Raw genomic sequence first — 12,631 nt, forward strand, 5'->3', positions numbered from 1 at the left:
CGGCTCAGTACGCTTCGAGCATGACCAGCGCACCCACGTCGCCGCTCGCCGACCCCTGGCCGAAGTCCCCGGTCCTCCAGGCCGCCTACCGGGCCCAGGTCGCCGCCGCCGATCTCGCGCCGCTGCCGCGCGCCGTCAAGGACGACGCGCTGCTCGCGATGGCCGACGCCCTGGAGGTGCGCACCAAGGAGATCGTGGAGGCCAACGCGGCCGATGTGGAGCGGGCCCGCGAGGCCGGCACCAGCGACGCCATCGTGGACCGGCTGACCCTCACCCCGGAGCGGGTGCGGGCCATCGCCTCCGACGTCCGTGACGTGATCGCGCTGCCCGACCCGGTCGGCGAGGTGGTGCGCGGCGCCACGCTGCCCAACGGGATCGACCTGCGCCAGGTGCGCGTTCCGCTCGGCGTCGTCGGGATCATCTACGAGGCCCGGCCGAATGTGACGGTGGATGCCGCCGCGCTCTGCCTGAAGTCGGGCAACGCGGTGCTGCTGCGCGGCTCCTCGTCGGCGTCCCACTCCAACGCCGCGCTGGTGAAGGTCCTGCGGGACGCCGTCGGCGGGGCGGGGCTGCCCGCGGACGCGGTGCAGCTGGTGCCGGGCGAGAGCCGGGAGTCGGTGCGCGAGCTGATGCGCGCCCGCGGTCTGGTGGACGTGCTGATCCCGCGCGGCGGCGCGTCCCTCATCCGTACGGTCGTCGAGGAGTCCACGGTTCCGGTCATCGAGACCGGCACCGGCAACTGCCATGTGTACGTGGACGCCGAGGCCGACCTCGACATGGCGGTCGAGATCCTGGTGAACTCCAAGGCCCAGCGGCCGAGCGTGTGCAACGCGGCGGAGACGCTGCTGGTGCACCAGGACATCGCCGACCGGTTCCTGCCCCGCGCCCTGGACGCGCTGGCCGAGGCCGGGGTCACGGTCCACGCCGATGAGCGGGTCATGGCGCTCGCGGAGGGCTCCAAGGCCACGGTGGTCCCGGCGGTGGTCGAGGACTGGGAGACCGAGTACCTCTCGTACGACATCGCGGCGGGCGTCGTGGACTCCCTGGAGGCCGCGGTGAGCCACATCCGCCTGTGGTCCTCCGGGCACACCGAGGCCATCGTCACGTCGTCCCAGCGGGCCGCCCGCCGCTTCACCCAGCTCGTGGACTCCACCACGGTCGCCGTGAACGCCTCGACGCGGTTCACCGACGGCGGGCAGTTCGGCTTCGGCGCCGAGATCGGCATCTCCACCCAGAAGCTGCACGCCCGGGGGCCCATGGCGCTGCCCGAGCTGACCTCGACGAAGTACATCGTCACCGGCGACGGCCACACCCGCTGACTCACCCGTTCGGGGGATGGTCGATTTCCGGCACCCCTGGGGTGGATCTTCCCCCGAATACCATTTCGCCCTGCCCAAATTGACCCGTCCGGTCTACTCTGAACGGGTGCCGGACGACGTGGGGGGCAAGCCGTTCCCGGACGGCGACGAGCCCGACGACCGCAGCCACGGCGAGACGAACGACGAGTTCGCCGCCGTGGTCTTCGACGAGGACTTCGTACGGTCGGCCCCGATCCACGAGCCCACCGCCATCGAGCGGATGCTGGCCGCCGCCGAGGCCCGTGCCGAGGCCGAGGCGTCCCGGCGCCGCAGGGCCGGTGTCCCTCCCGAGGACGAGCTCTTCGAGGACGGGTACGGCGCGGAGGCCGAGTACTACGGCGCGGACGACCCCGACGGGCGCTTCGGCCCCGGACGGGACGGCGACGCCTACGGCCCTTATGGGCGCTACGGCAGTGCGGGGCGCCCTTACCGCGGCCATGCCCGCTGGCACCGCCCGGTGGCCTGGCTGCTGGCCATCCTGATGGGCATCGGCGTGGTCGCCCTGGCCTTCACGGCGGTCTACCGGGGCGCCTCTGGCAACCGCCAGGACCCCGCCCCGCCGCCCGCCACCAGCGGTGTCGACGGCTCGCCCACGGGGCAGCCGCGCCTGGAGCCCTCGGGGTCGGAGTCGGCCTCGGAGCCCACCGGGGCCAAGGGGCCGACCGCCTCCGCCGTACCGCCGTCGCGGTGACGTCCTCGCACCTCGCTAGCACGTCGCGGCGTATGGGGCGTTTCCTCCGCACTCCCCGCCCAAGTTGTGGAGTACCACCGCGTTTACGGTCGCCCCTGGCGACCTACTCTTGAGATATGGCCGGGCGTGGAGACCCTCCCGAGGGGACACCCGATGGCGTCCCGGGAGGTGGTGAGGACGAGTACCGCTCCGTCGTGTTCGACGAGTCGTTCGTCCGTGCTGCCCGGCTCCAGGAGTTCTCCGCCGATGAGCGCATGGGCGAGCACGCACGGGCGGTGCGCAGTCGGCACGCCTGGGCGAGGGCCGGGGCGTCGCGCCAGGCCGTCGCGCTCGTCCTGCTGATCGCCATCGCCTTCGCGGCGGCCGTCTACATGGGTGTGCGCCACCCGTACCAGACGCCGCAGCCGCAGACGGTGGAGCCGCTGCACAGCAGCGTGGTGCCGCTCGCGCCGCGCGGTGAGGTGCCCGGAGGGCGGCCGGACCAGCTGTTCCGCGACAGCCCGGCCGCGGGGTTCCGCACCGGCGCGGAAGGGGTCACCGTGCCCGGCGCCCGCCGCACCCAGAGCTTCTCCGAGAGCCAGGTGATGACGGCGCTCACCACCGCCAAGGACTACCTGGTCAGGTCCGCCATCGACCCGGGTGTGCTCACCGGCGGCCCGGTGCACGCCGTGAGGCTGCTGCTGGACCCGGCCCAGCAGAGCCAGTTCGACCAGAGCTTCGAGCACCCGGTCGACGACGGGCGGCATGCGGCCACCGGCTGGCTGAACCGCTTCAACCCGGCCGAGGTGGCCCTGGCCAACACCCCGGTGCGGGTCCGCGGCACCCTTACGGTCATCGAGCGCAGCGCGGCGACCCTGGAGGTCGCCGCCGACCACATCTTCGTCTACGCGCTCCAGCCCGCCCATGAGCACGGACCCGACCATGCCTCGCTGTTCACCGTGCGCCGTGAGACGCGGTTCCGCTTCGACCGGGACGATCTGCGCGACCACCATCTGGAGCTGGTGCAGAGCACCGTGCTGGCGGGCCCGCAGGCGTGCGCCGCGAACACGTCCGGCTATCTGCGGCCGCTGCTCGCCGGTCAGAGCGCCAAGGGCGACGCCCCGACGGGCACCGACCCGTACACCACGGGCCGGACCACGGTCTCGCTGTGCGGCGTCCTGGCCCCCGGGGCCCAGCCCGCCCGGTCTTGAGCCCCCGGGACCCAGCCCGGCGTCGACGGGCGGTCCTGAGCGCTGAGGGTCGCCGGACGTCTCGGCAGGCCCGCCTGGGGGCCTCCAGGGGCCGTTTCAGCGCTGCGGCGGGGTGTCCCCGGGCTCGTCGTTCCCCGGCCGCTCCTCCGGCCCGTCTCCGGGCCGCTGGTCCTCATCCGCGCCCTGGGCCCTGCCCTGGTACGTGTCCCGGGGCTCCTCCTCCCCGGGCCGGGTGTCCTCCTCGGCGGTCTCACCGTGCTTGCCCGCGCCGCCGGTGAACCGGTCGCGCAGCTTGCTGCCCAGGTCCCCGGCGCCGCCCGCCACATCCCTGACGAAGGCGAACAGCGGGTCCTTGCTGTTGCGGACCGACTCCGCGTAGTGGCTCGCGGACTCCCGGAACGAGTCGCTGACCGAGGCGTCCCCGTCCTCGTCGCGGCGCGGGTAGTGGCCGTCCATCAGCCGCTGGTAGTCGCGGGTCGCGGCCCACTTCTTGAGCTCGGCGGCGCGCACGGTGGTGAACGGATGGCTGCGCGGCAGCATGTTCATGATCTTGAGTACGGAGTCCCGCAGATCGCCGCTCGACTCGTACTCCTCCGCCTGCTCGAGGAAGGCGTCCACGTTCATCTCATGGAGGTGATGGCCGCCCGCGAGCTTCATCAGCCCGCGCATCGAGGCCCGCAGGTCCTGCCCGACCAGCAGCCCCGCCCGGTCCGCCGACAGCTCCGACTTCCGGAACCACTCCCGCAGCGCCGTGACCAGCGCCAATACCGCCACATTGCCGAGCGGAATCCAGGCGACCTTCATGGCGAGGCTGGTGAGGAAGAGCAGTATCGTCCGGTAGACCGAGTGCCCCGACAGCGCGTGGCCCACCTCATGGCCGATGACCGCCCGCATCTCCTCCTCGTCGAGCAGCTCGACCAGACCGGTGGAGATCACGATGATCGGCGCGTCCATGCCGATGCACATCGCGGTCGGCTGCGGGTTCTGGGTGACGTACATGGCCGGGACCCGCTCCAGGTCCAGGATGTAGCAGGCGTCCCGCAGCATGTCGTGGAGCTGGGCGAACTGCCGCTCGCTGACCCGCACCGAGTCGGAGAGGTAGAGCAGCCGCAGGCTCCGCTCGGGCAGCAGCCCGCTCATCGCCTTGAAGACGGTGTCGAAGCCGGTCAGCTTGCGGAGCGCGACCAGGGCGGAGCGGTCCGCCGGATGTTCGTACGCCCGTGAGGAGATCCCGGGGAACCGCCGCCGCTCCCGGCTGGGCACGTGCTCCCGGGCGCCTCCCGTTCCGTTTCCACCACCGGTCTCGTGGCTGTCGCTCATGTCGCCCCCTCGTTGGTTGCCCGCTCGACGGGGCGCCCGGTCAGGGCCCCGTCCGGCGGCCCCAGCCTAGGCCCTGGGCGTGTGGGGGTTAGCGTGGAGACATGCCCGAAATGACTGGCCTCACCGAAGCCCTCGCCGCCACCTCCCACAGCAACGACGGCCCGGGAGCGCTGCTGCGCGTCGTCATCGTGGTCGGCGTGGTGGGCGCCGCCCTGCTCGCGTGGTTCCTGCTGCGCGGTTACAAGCAGGACTGAGTGGATACAGGCATCGGGACCGAAAACCGTCTCACATACGATGTGGCCGACGTGTTGTGACGCCTAGACCCGGATAGGTACTGCCGCGATGACCGCTTTCAGCACCGCACATGCCGCCCTCACCACGCTCGCGTCCGAGGGCGGTGAGCACACCGACACCCACTCGAGCATCAGCCCCTTCATGACCGGCGGTGCGGCCCTGGTGATCCTCTTCCTGCTGCTGTGGATCACCACGCGCTTTAACCGGGACCGCTGACCTGGGCGATTGCCCCTATGGGCCCCGGCTCCGGGCCGGGCCCAGTAGGGTCTGCACGCATGGAAGAGCAGAAAGGGTCCGGCAAGCGGCGACTGGGCGTGATGGGCGGGACGTTCGACCCGATCCACCACGGCCACCTGGTCGCGGCGAGCGAGGTGGCCTCGCAGTTCCACCTCGATGAGGTGGTGTTCGTGCCGACCGGGCAGCCCTGGCAGAAGAGTCACAAGAAGGTCTCTCCGGCCGAGGACCGCTACCTGATGACGGTCATCGCGACCGCCTCGAACCCGCAGTTCTCGGTCAGCCGCATCGACATCGACCGCGGCGGGCCCACCTACACCACCGACACGCTCCGGGAACTGTGCGCGCTGAACGGTGACGCCGATCTGTTCTTCATCACCGGGGCCGACGCACTCGCCCAGATCCTCACCTGGCGTGACGCCGAAGAGCTCTTCTCGCTGGCCCACTTCATCGGGGTGACCAGACCCGGTCACATATTGGCCGACCCGGGGCTCCCGGAGGGCGGGGTGTCGCTGGTGGAGGTCCCGGCTCTGGCGATCTCGTCATCGGACTGCCGGGCGCGGGTCGCCCATGGCGACCCCGTCTGGTACCTGGTGCCGGACGGCGTGGTGCGCTACATCGACAAGCGCGAGCTGTACCGGCACGACTGCTGAAGGGGTACCGGTGAACGACCGGCAGGATCCGTACGACCCGTACGCACAGGACCCGTATGGCCAGGAGCCGCGGATCTACGGCTATGACGCCTATGGGCGTCCGGTTTACCAGCCGCAGGCGGACCAGCAGCAGAGTTACGACCCGTACGCGCAGCAGCAGGAGCAGTACCGGGAGCAACAGCAGCGACACGACGGGTACGGGTACGACCCTTACGGCCAGCCGCAGCATCACCAGCCCCACCAGCCCCAGCAGCAGCCCCAGACGCAGAACTACGACCCGTACGTTCAGCAGCAACAGCAGCAGCAGTACCAACAACAACAGCAGCCGTACCAGCAACAGCAACAGCCCCAGCAGGGATACGGCTACGGCTACCCACAGGCCGCCACCCCCACCGTCCCCCCGCAGCGCGAGGAGCCCGGCCCGGAGCCGAACCCCTACGAGGAGCTGAGCCCGGAGCAGTTGCGCCCCGGGTCAGAGGCGCCTCCGGCCGGGGCGCCCCGTTCCGCCGGGCCCCGTTCCGGGGAGCGGCAGCGCCCCGGGGGCAGCGATGGGCAGGAGTACCACACCGAGCAGTTCTCCTTCGTCGAGGAGCCGGACGAGGAATCCGACGATGTCATCGACTGGCTGAAGTTCGCCGAGACCCGTTCCGAGCGCCGTGACGAACGCCGCCGTAAGGGCCGCAACCGCCTTATAGCGCTCGTCGTGGTCCTGGTCCTCGCCGCGGCGGGCGGGGCCGGTTACCTCTGGCACGCGGGCAAGCTCCCGGGGCTGTCCGACAGTGCCCAGGACGAGGCGGGCGCGGGCGGTCCGCAGAAGCGCGATGTGATCGTCGTCCATCTGCGCGAGACCAAGGGCGGCCGCACCTCCACGGCCCTGCTGGTGGACAACGAGACCACCAAGAAGGGCACCACCGTCCTGCTGCCGAACTCCCTGGCCGTCTCCGCCGAGGACGGCACCTCCACCACGCTCGGCAAGTCCGTGACCGACGAGGGCTCCGACTCCACCCGGGACTCCCTGGGCACCCTGCTGGGCTCGAAGATCCAGGGCACCTGGCGGCTGGACACGCCCTATCTGGAGAACCTCGTCGAACTGGTCGGCGGGATCGGCCTGGATACCGACGCGACCGTCCCCAGCCCCGAGAAGGGCGAGGACCCCCTGGTCAAGCGGGGCAAGGACCAGATCCTGAGCGGTCAGGCGGCGGTGGCGTACGCCACCTACCGCGCGCCGGGAGAGGCCCAGTCCAAGCAGCTCGCGCGGTTCGGACAGGTCATGCACGCGTCGCTGAAGAAGCTCTCCAGCGACGAGAAGGGCGCCACCAGCACCGTGGAGTCGCTGGCCCAGATCCCCGACCCGTCACTGTCCGAACAGCAGCTGGGCGCCTCGCTGGCGAAGCTGGCCGGGCAGGCCAAGAGCGGCGCGTACGACACCGCGATGCTGCCGGTCCAGGCGGACGGGACGCTCAGCGCCCGGGCGACCGACCATGTGGTCAAGGACATCCTGGGCGGCACGGTCAAGAACTCCGACAAGAACACGGCGCCCCGGGTGAGCGTGACCAACGCCGGAGGCCCCAAGGACGCGTCGAGCGCCGCGCGGGTGGCGCTGGTCAATGGCGGCTTTACGGTCGTCACGGCCACCGAGGGCGGCGATGCACAGCCGGCCTCGCGGGTGACCTACGCGGACGCCGCCCAGGCGGGCCACGCCAAGGAGGTCGCCAAGACGCTCGGGCTGCCGGAGACGGCGGTGCGGAAGGGCAAGGGCGCGGCCAACGCGGACATCACGGTCCTCCTCGGCCCGGACTACGACGCCAGGGGCTGAGCCGACCCGGAATGCCGGGTCGGCCCGGAATGCGGCCGCCCGGCGGGACGGTGGGGCGTGAGACCCTTGGGGGGAACCAGACCTTCGAGGTACCACCGACCGAAAGCCTTGCCTGTGACCGCCACGGACCGCTCCCTCGAGCTCATCAACGCCGCCGCCCAGGCGGCCGCCGACAAGCTCGCGCACGACATCATCGCGTACGACGTCAGCGATGTGCTCTCCATCACCGACGCCTTCCTGCTGGCCTCGGCGCCCAACGACCGCCAGGTCAAGTCGATCGTCGACGAGATCGAGGAGCGGCTGAACAAGGACCTGGGCGCCAAGCCGGTGCGTCGCGAGGGCGACCGCGAGGCACGCTGGGTGCTGCTGGACTACGTGGACGTCGTGGTGCACGTCCAGCACAGCGAGGAGCGGGTGTTCTACGCCCTGGAGCGGCTCTGGAAGGACTGTCCGCAGCTGGAGCTCCCGGCCGACGCCGAGGCCACCCGCGGCAAGGCGCAGGAGTACGCGCAGGCGCAGGGCCCGGACGGCGGCGCGGGCGGTGAGCTGAGCTGATCGGCATCCAAGGCGTCCGTGGCCGCCGCATCGTCCTGTGGCGCCACGGTCAGACGGCCTGGAACATAGAGCGCCGTTTCCAGGGCTCCCTGGACATCGAGCTGACCGACACCGGTGTCGCGCAGGCGCACCGCGCGGCCCGGCTGCTGGCCGCCCTGAAGCCGGACGCGATCATCGCCTCCGATCTGAAGCGGGTGGCGGCCACGGCCGCCGAGCTGTCCGCCGTCACGGGTCTGTCGGTCGCGCATGACGCGGGCCTGCGGGAGACCTACGCGGGCAAGTGGCAGGGGCTGACCCACGAGGAGATCATCGAGCGCTTCGGCGAGGAGTACGCGGCGTGGAAGCGCGGGGAGCCGATCCGGCGCGGCGGCGGTGAGCTGGAGACCGAGGTCGCCGACCGGGCGGCGCCTGTGGTGCTCGAGAGCGCCGACAAGCTTCCGGACAACGGCACGCTGGTGGTGGTCAGCCACGGCGGCACGATCCGCACCACCATCGGCCGGCTGCTCGGTCTGGAGCCCCGGACCTGGGAGGCGCTGGGCGGGCTGTCCAACTGCTGCTGGTCCGTTCTGGGCGAGGGGGCGCGGGGCTGGCGGCTCCTGGAGCACAACGCCGGATCGCTGCCCGAGCCGGTGCTCGGCGACGACGACTGAGCGGCCGGGCCGGTGCTCGGCGGCGGCGACCGGGCGGATTTCCTTTTCCGGCAGGTCACCGGCTATGCTCCTTCTCGTTCGAAGCGCTCGGGCGCGGAGAAGAGCGGGGCTATAGCTCAGTTGGTAGAGCGCCTGCATGGCATGCAGGAGGTCAGGAGTTCAATTCTCCTTAGCTCCACAGCACCGGAGCTCCACAGCACCAGGATCCCGTCTCCCTCACAGGGAGGCGGGATCGCTGCTTTCCGCACCGCTCGCGGCCCGTGTCTCCGCGGCGGCTCTTTCCTCCCGCAGCACCGAGAGCGGCTTGGCGTGCATCGTGCAGCCGATCAGCGGGTCGTGGAGCAGGCGCACTCGCCGGGCATGGTCGCGGCTCTCCTCGTCGCAGGGCGTATAGACCACGAGCCGGGTCTCCGGAACCCCGCTGACCTGCATCGAGGTCGAGGTCAGCCGGATCTCGCCGACCGAGGCGTGCCGCACCACCTTGATCCGGGAGCCCTGCGGCGCGACGTCCCCGCTCTGCCACAGCCGGGCGAAGTCCTCGCTGGCCTCCAGCAGCCGGGCGATGAAGTCCTCCCAGGCGGGCTCGCCCACATGGCGTCCGTACCCGCCGCGCAGCGTGGCCACCAGGAGCGGCAGCTCCTCGGCGAGGTTCACATACGGGGCGCAGCAGCGGCGGGCCACGAACAGCTGCCACAGGGCGTTCCGCTCGGAGGCGGGGGAGAGCAGCATCTCCGGGAACAGGCCGCCGTACGCGGCATTGGCGGCCAGGACGTCGTACCGGGCGTTGTAGACCACCGCCGGGAGCGGGTCGAGCGCGTCGATGATGCCCTGCACCTCCGGGCTGACGCTGCGTGGCTCGCGCTCCCGGCCGGGCACATACGGCACCTCGGCCAGGTGGTAAAGGTGCTCGCGCTCGGTCTGGTCCAGCCGCAGGGTGCGCGCGACCGCGTCCAGCACCTGCACGCTGGCGTTGATCGGTCGGCCCTGCTCCAGCCACGTGTACCAGGTCACGCCGACGCCGGAGAGCTGGGCGACCTCCTCGCGGCGCAGCCCCGGGGTGCGGCGCCGCAGACCGGGCGCCATACCCACGTCGGCGGGGGCCACCCGGGCACGGCGGCTGCGCAGGAAGGCGGCCAGCTCCGGCCGTCTGCGCCGAGTGCTCGCGGTCATCGTCGCTCTCCCCATCCCCCGTGCCGTCGGGCCGCACGGTCGGTCCCCCACCGAGCCGTACGGTCCCATGCTCGCGGGGGTGGCGGGCGGCTGCCAGGTGCTGCCACTACCAGCATCGGCGGGCTCTCGTTACCGGTATCCGTCCGGCCACAGGCTCGACCCATGAGACACACCACCCCGACCACCCTTCCTCCGACCCCTCCGGCAGGGGACCTCGCTGGATCCAGTAAAGGCGAGACCACTGACAACCGGGCCCATGGCGGCTCGGCCACCGGCCACCGGGCCGCGCGGCGCCCCGCCTCCCAGCGCCCCGCCTCCCGGCGCTCTGCCGCCCGGCGCCCGCCGCGCCCCGGCTGGCTGCTCGCGATCGTCCTCACCGGTCAGCTGATGGCTGTCCTCGACGTCTTCATCGTCAATATCGCGGCCCCGACCGTCCGCGCCGATCTGCACGCCTCCGGCGCCGGACTGCAACTCGTCATCGCGGGCTACACCATCTCCTACGCCGTGCTGCTGATCACCGGCGCGCGGCTGGGCGCCCTGATCGGCCACCGGCGGATGTTCCTGACCGGGCTCGCGGTCTTCACCGGCGCCTCGCTCGCCTGCGGGCTCGCCGCCACCACCGGGCTGCTGATCGCCTTCCGGTTCGTCCAGGGCGCCGGTGCCGCGCTGATGCTGCCGCAGGTGCTGAGCCTGATCCAGCGGACGTTCACGGGCGGTTCGCGGGCGCGGGCGCTGGGCGCGTACTCCGCGGTGCTGGCCTCCGGCGCGGCCGGCGGGCAGATCCTCGGCGGGATGCTGGTCGAGGCCGATCTGTTCGGCTCCGGCTGGCGCCCGGTCTTCCTGGTGAACGTGCCGATCGGGCTCGCGCTGCTGGCCCTCGGCCCACGGCTGCTGCACGACCCGGCCGACGCGCCCCGCCCCGCCGTGGCCCCGCGCCCGGCCGACGCGCCGCGCCCTCGCGGGGAGGGCGCGGCCGTTCGCCGCGGCGGACTGGATCTGCCCGGTCTGGTGCTGCTCGCGTCCGCCGTGCTGCTGTTCACGGTGCCCCTGGTGCTCGGGCAGGAGCGGGGCTGGCCGCTGTGGTGCTGGATCACCCTGGGGCTGAGCGCGGTCTTCGTGGCGCTCTTCGCCGCGTACGAGACCCGGCTGGCCAGCCGCGGCGGTGCGCCGCTGATCTCCCCCAGGGTGGTGCGGGCGCCGGGGATACCGCGCGCGGTGATCCGTATCGCACTGGGGATGGCGGCCAACGTGGGGTTCCTGTTCGCCCTGACCCTGCACGTACAGGGCGGGCTCGGCTACGGCCCGCTGCGGGCGGGGCTGACGTTCGTCCCCACGGCGGTCGCGTTCGGCGTCGTGGGTCTCAACTGGCAGCGGCTGCCCGCCCGCTGGCACGCCGCCACCGTCCCGGGCGGATTCCTGCTGGCGGCCGTCTCGTTCGCCGGGGCGGGTCTTGCGCTGCGCGACGGTACGGACGGCGGCCCATGGCTCCTCGTCGCCCTTGCGGCCTCCGGCGCGGGGCTCTCGTTGGCCTACAGCCCCCTGCTCACGCGGACGTTGGCGACCGTAAGGCAGCAGGACGCGGCGGATGCCAGCGGGGTGCTGGTGACGGCGGCTCAACTCGGCCTGCTCACCGGCGTCGCGGTCTTCGGCGCGGTGTTCCTGGGCACGGCGGACGATACGGTGCCCAGTGCGGGTGCCTCCGCGGACGCCCTATGGGTGACCTGCGTCGCCTTGGCCGGGGCCGCGCTGTGCGGAGCGCTGACGAGTCTGGTGAGACGACTGGGGCATCTCCGCTGACCTGCGCGTCGTCCCGTGGCAGAATCGGACGGCCGGAGGGGGATGGGGCCGACACGTCCGATGGGGAGGGCAGGTGGGATGCGGACCAGCATCCTCGATGCGATCGAGGACCCGTCCCGCTGGGCACGAGCGGGCATCGTGCCATCCCGCAGGGCACGAGCGGGCATCGTGTGCCCGGCCTGCGGCTCCGCGAATGTGGCACAGGTCCTCGGTGACAACGGCGGTGTTTCCTACGTGTGTACGGCCTGCGGCCATAGCTGGAGCTGAGTGAGATGGGAGCCCACAGCCGGAAGTGCGACTGGTGCGGCACCGGTACACCGATCGTCCGTGACATGGAGCCGCTCAACCCCGACTACCAGTACTGGTGTGCGGAATGCGCACGGGCGCTGATCATCAGGGGCGATCCCATCGAGACCTACCGCGAGCTCGAAGGGGAGCCGATCTACGGTCGGCTCCTCGATGAGCACTGCACGCTGAAGCGTTTCTATTCGTTTGCGACGGCGTAAAACGGCGTAAAGGGGATCTGCTCCGGCCCTCGGGTAATCGATTTGGCGGAAGGCCGGGGCGTCCGTGTAATGTAGGCGTCGCCGCCGGGGAAACCGGGCGGAGTGAGACCTGGGGCTATAGCTCAGTTGGTAGAGCGCCTGCATGGCATGCAGGAGGTCAGGAGTTCAATTCTCCTTAGCTCCACATCAAGGAGGCGGGTCGTCCGTAAGGACGTCCCGCCTTTTGTGTCGGGTGACGACGGTCACCACCTCCGTGCGGCCCGTCCGCACCCTGCGGTAACCTGACCCCATGCGTGCCGTACGCCTTCTGCTTAGCGGGCCGCGCTGATCAGTACCGGCCGAGTGCAGCTCCGGTCGGCATCAGCGCGGCGTCCCCTCCTGTGCGAGGGGTCTTTTT

The 12,631-nt window shown here is 71.5% G+C and carries 14 protein-coding genes and 2 tRNA genes; 14 read left to right on the top strand and 2 right to left on the bottom strand.

All coding sequences use genetic code 11. The features are described from left to right. The first annotated feature begins 20 nt into the window (after window positions 1–20). The 3 genes from VT50_RS19755 to VT50_RS19765 all read left to right on the top strand — a co-directional run bounded on the left by VT50_RS19755 (window position 21) and on the right by VT50_RS19765 (window position 3,239). On the top strand, window positions 21–1,319 hold the full coding sequence (locus VT50_RS19755) for a glutamate-5-semialdehyde dehydrogenase (protein WP_046086609.1): 1,299 nt from the start codon (window positions 21–23) through the stop codon (window positions 1,317–1,319). A 106-nt stretch (window positions 1,320–1,425) separates the two neighbouring features. Beyond that, on the top strand, window positions 1,426–2,049 hold the full coding sequence (locus VT50_RS19760; protein WP_046086612.1) for an SCO2584 family spore wall biosynthesis protein: 624 nt from the start codon (window positions 1,426–1,428) through the stop codon (window positions 2,047–2,049). A 116-nt stretch (window positions 2,050–2,165) separates the two neighbouring features. Continuing rightward, entirely contained in the window at window positions 2,166–3,239 is a 1,074-nt protein-coding gene (locus VT50_RS19765) for an SCO2583 family membrane protein (RefSeq protein WP_046086608.1), read from the top strand. 96 nt (window positions 3,240–3,335) lie between these two features. Here the strand turns inward: VT50_RS19765 and VT50_RS19770 are convergent, their stop codons facing one another. Then, window positions 3,336–4,559, bottom strand: coding sequence for a M48 family metallopeptidase (locus tag VT50_RS19770; protein WP_046086607.1), 1,224 nt, complete (start codon window positions 4,557–4,559; stop codon window positions 3,336–3,338). 101 nt (window positions 4,560–4,660) lie between these two features. Here VT50_RS19770 and VT50_RS39320 point away from each other — a divergent pair, with 101 nt between their 5' ends. From VT50_RS39320 to VT50_RS19795, 7 genes are all read left to right on the top strand, one after another. Continuing rightward, entirely contained in the window at window positions 4,661–4,813 is a 153-nt protein-coding gene (locus tag VT50_RS39320) for a hypothetical protein (RefSeq protein ID WP_046086606.1), read from the top strand. A gap of 88 nt (window positions 4,814–4,901) precedes the next feature. Beyond that, window positions 4,902–5,069, top strand: coding sequence for a hypothetical protein (locus VT50_RS39645; protein ID WP_046086605.1), 168 nt, complete (start codon window positions 4,902–4,904; stop codon window positions 5,067–5,069). Between the two features lie 59 nt (window positions 5,070–5,128). Further along, complete coding sequence (nadD, locus tag VT50_RS19775) at window positions 5,129–5,740, top strand: nicotinate-nucleotide adenylyltransferase (protein ID WP_046086604.1); 612 nt, start codon at window positions 5,129–5,131, stop codon at window positions 5,738–5,740. A 10-nt stretch (window positions 5,741–5,750) separates the two neighbouring features. Next, a complete protein-coding gene (locus tag VT50_RS19780) occupies window positions 5,751–7,556 on the top strand; it encodes an LCP family protein (RefSeq protein WP_046086603.1) in 1,806 nt (601 codons plus the stop codon). A gap of 114 nt (window positions 7,557–7,670) precedes the next feature. Continuing rightward, the gene (rsfS, locus tag VT50_RS19785; protein ID WP_046086602.1) at window positions 7,671–8,111 is read left to right on the top strand and encodes a ribosome silencing factor; all 441 of its coding nucleotides are present in this window, start codon (window positions 7,671–7,673) and stop codon (window positions 8,109–8,111) included. Further along, window positions 8,108–8,761, top strand: coding sequence for a histidine phosphatase family protein (locus VT50_RS19790; protein ID WP_046086601.1), 654 nt, complete (start codon window positions 8,108–8,110; stop codon window positions 8,759–8,761). Before rsfS ends, VT50_RS19790 begins: the two co-directional genes overlap by 4 nt. A gap of 105 nt (window positions 8,762–8,866) precedes the next feature. After that, window positions 8,867–8,939: transfer RNA gene (locus VT50_RS19795), tRNA-Ala, on the top strand. A 38-nt stretch (window positions 8,940–8,977) separates the two neighbouring features. Here VT50_RS19795 and VT50_RS19800 read toward each other — a convergent pair. Continuing rightward, entirely contained in the window at window positions 8,978–9,931 is a 954-nt protein-coding gene (locus VT50_RS19800; RefSeq protein ID WP_078840732.1) for a helix-turn-helix transcriptional regulator, read from the bottom strand. Between the two features lie 162 nt (window positions 9,932–10,093). Between VT50_RS19800 and VT50_RS19805 the strand changes: the two genes are divergently transcribed. The 4 genes from VT50_RS19805 to VT50_RS19820 all read left to right on the top strand — a co-directional run bounded on the left by VT50_RS19805 (window position 10,094) and on the right by VT50_RS19820 (window position 12,418). After that, on the top strand, window positions 10,094–11,728 hold the full coding sequence (locus VT50_RS19805; protein ID WP_143645242.1) for an MFS transporter: 1,635 nt from the start codon (window positions 10,094–10,096) through the stop codon (window positions 11,726–11,728). A 78-nt stretch (window positions 11,729–11,806) separates the two neighbouring features. After that, the gene (locus VT50_RS40490; RefSeq protein WP_075200367.1) at window positions 11,807–11,995 is read left to right on the top strand and encodes a hypothetical protein; all 189 of its coding nucleotides are present in this window, start codon (window positions 11,807–11,809) and stop codon (window positions 11,993–11,995) included. 5 nt (window positions 11,996–12,000) lie between these two features. Further along, window positions 12,001–12,234, top strand: coding sequence for a hypothetical protein (locus tag VT50_RS19815; RefSeq protein ID WP_037945988.1), 234 nt, complete (start codon window positions 12,001–12,003; stop codon window positions 12,232–12,234). A gap of 111 nt (window positions 12,235–12,345) precedes the next feature. Continuing rightward, window positions 12,346–12,418 (top strand) — tRNA-Ala (locus VT50_RS19820). Window positions 12,419–12,631: the final 213 nt, after the last annotated feature.

This window comes from Streptomyces antioxidans, from assembly GCF_000968685.2.
GTDB lineage: Bacteria > Actinomycetota > Actinomycetes > Streptomycetales > Streptomycetaceae > Streptomyces > Streptomyces antioxidans.

What these genes read in the sequence shown, in the direction of transcription:
- VT50_RS40490 (WP_075200367.1), top strand. Translation starts at nt 11,807, where the DNA reads ATGCGGACCAGCATCCTCGATGCGATCGAGGACCCGTCCCGCTGGGCA.
- VT50_RS19770 (WP_046086607.1), bottom strand. Translation starts at nt 4,559, where the DNA reads ATGAGCGACAGCCACGAGACCGGTGGTGGAAACGGAACGGGAGGCGCC.
- VT50_RS19815 (WP_037945988.1), top strand. Translation starts at nt 12,001, where the DNA reads ATGGGAGCCCACAGCCGGAAGTGCGACTGGTGCGGCACCGGTACACCG.
- VT50_RS19755 (WP_046086609.1), top strand. Translation starts at nt 21, where the DNA reads ATGACCAGCGCACCCACGTCGCCGCTCGCCGACCCCTGGCCGAAGTCC.
- VT50_RS19765 (WP_046086608.1), top strand. Translation starts at nt 2,166, where the DNA reads ATGGCCGGGCGTGGAGACCCTCCCGAGGGGACACCCGATGGCGTCCCG.
- VT50_RS39320 (WP_046086606.1), top strand. Translation starts at nt 4,661, where the DNA reads ATGCCCGAAATGACTGGCCTCACCGAAGCCCTCGCCGCCACCTCCCAC.
- VT50_RS19805 (WP_143645242.1), top strand. Translation starts at nt 10,094, where the DNA reads ATGAGACACACCACCCCGACCACCCTTCCTCCGACCCCTCCGGCAGGG.
- VT50_RS39645 (WP_046086605.1), top strand. Translation starts at nt 4,902, where the DNA reads ATGACCGCTTTCAGCACCGCACATGCCGCCCTCACCACGCTCGCGTCC.
- nadD (WP_046086604.1), top strand. Translation starts at nt 5,129, where the DNA reads ATGGAAGAGCAGAAAGGGTCCGGCAAGCGGCGACTGGGCGTGATGGGC.
- VT50_RS19800 (WP_078840732.1), bottom strand. Translation starts at nt 9,931, where the DNA reads ATGACCGCGAGCACTCGGCGCAGACGGCCGGAGCTGGCCGCCTTCCTG.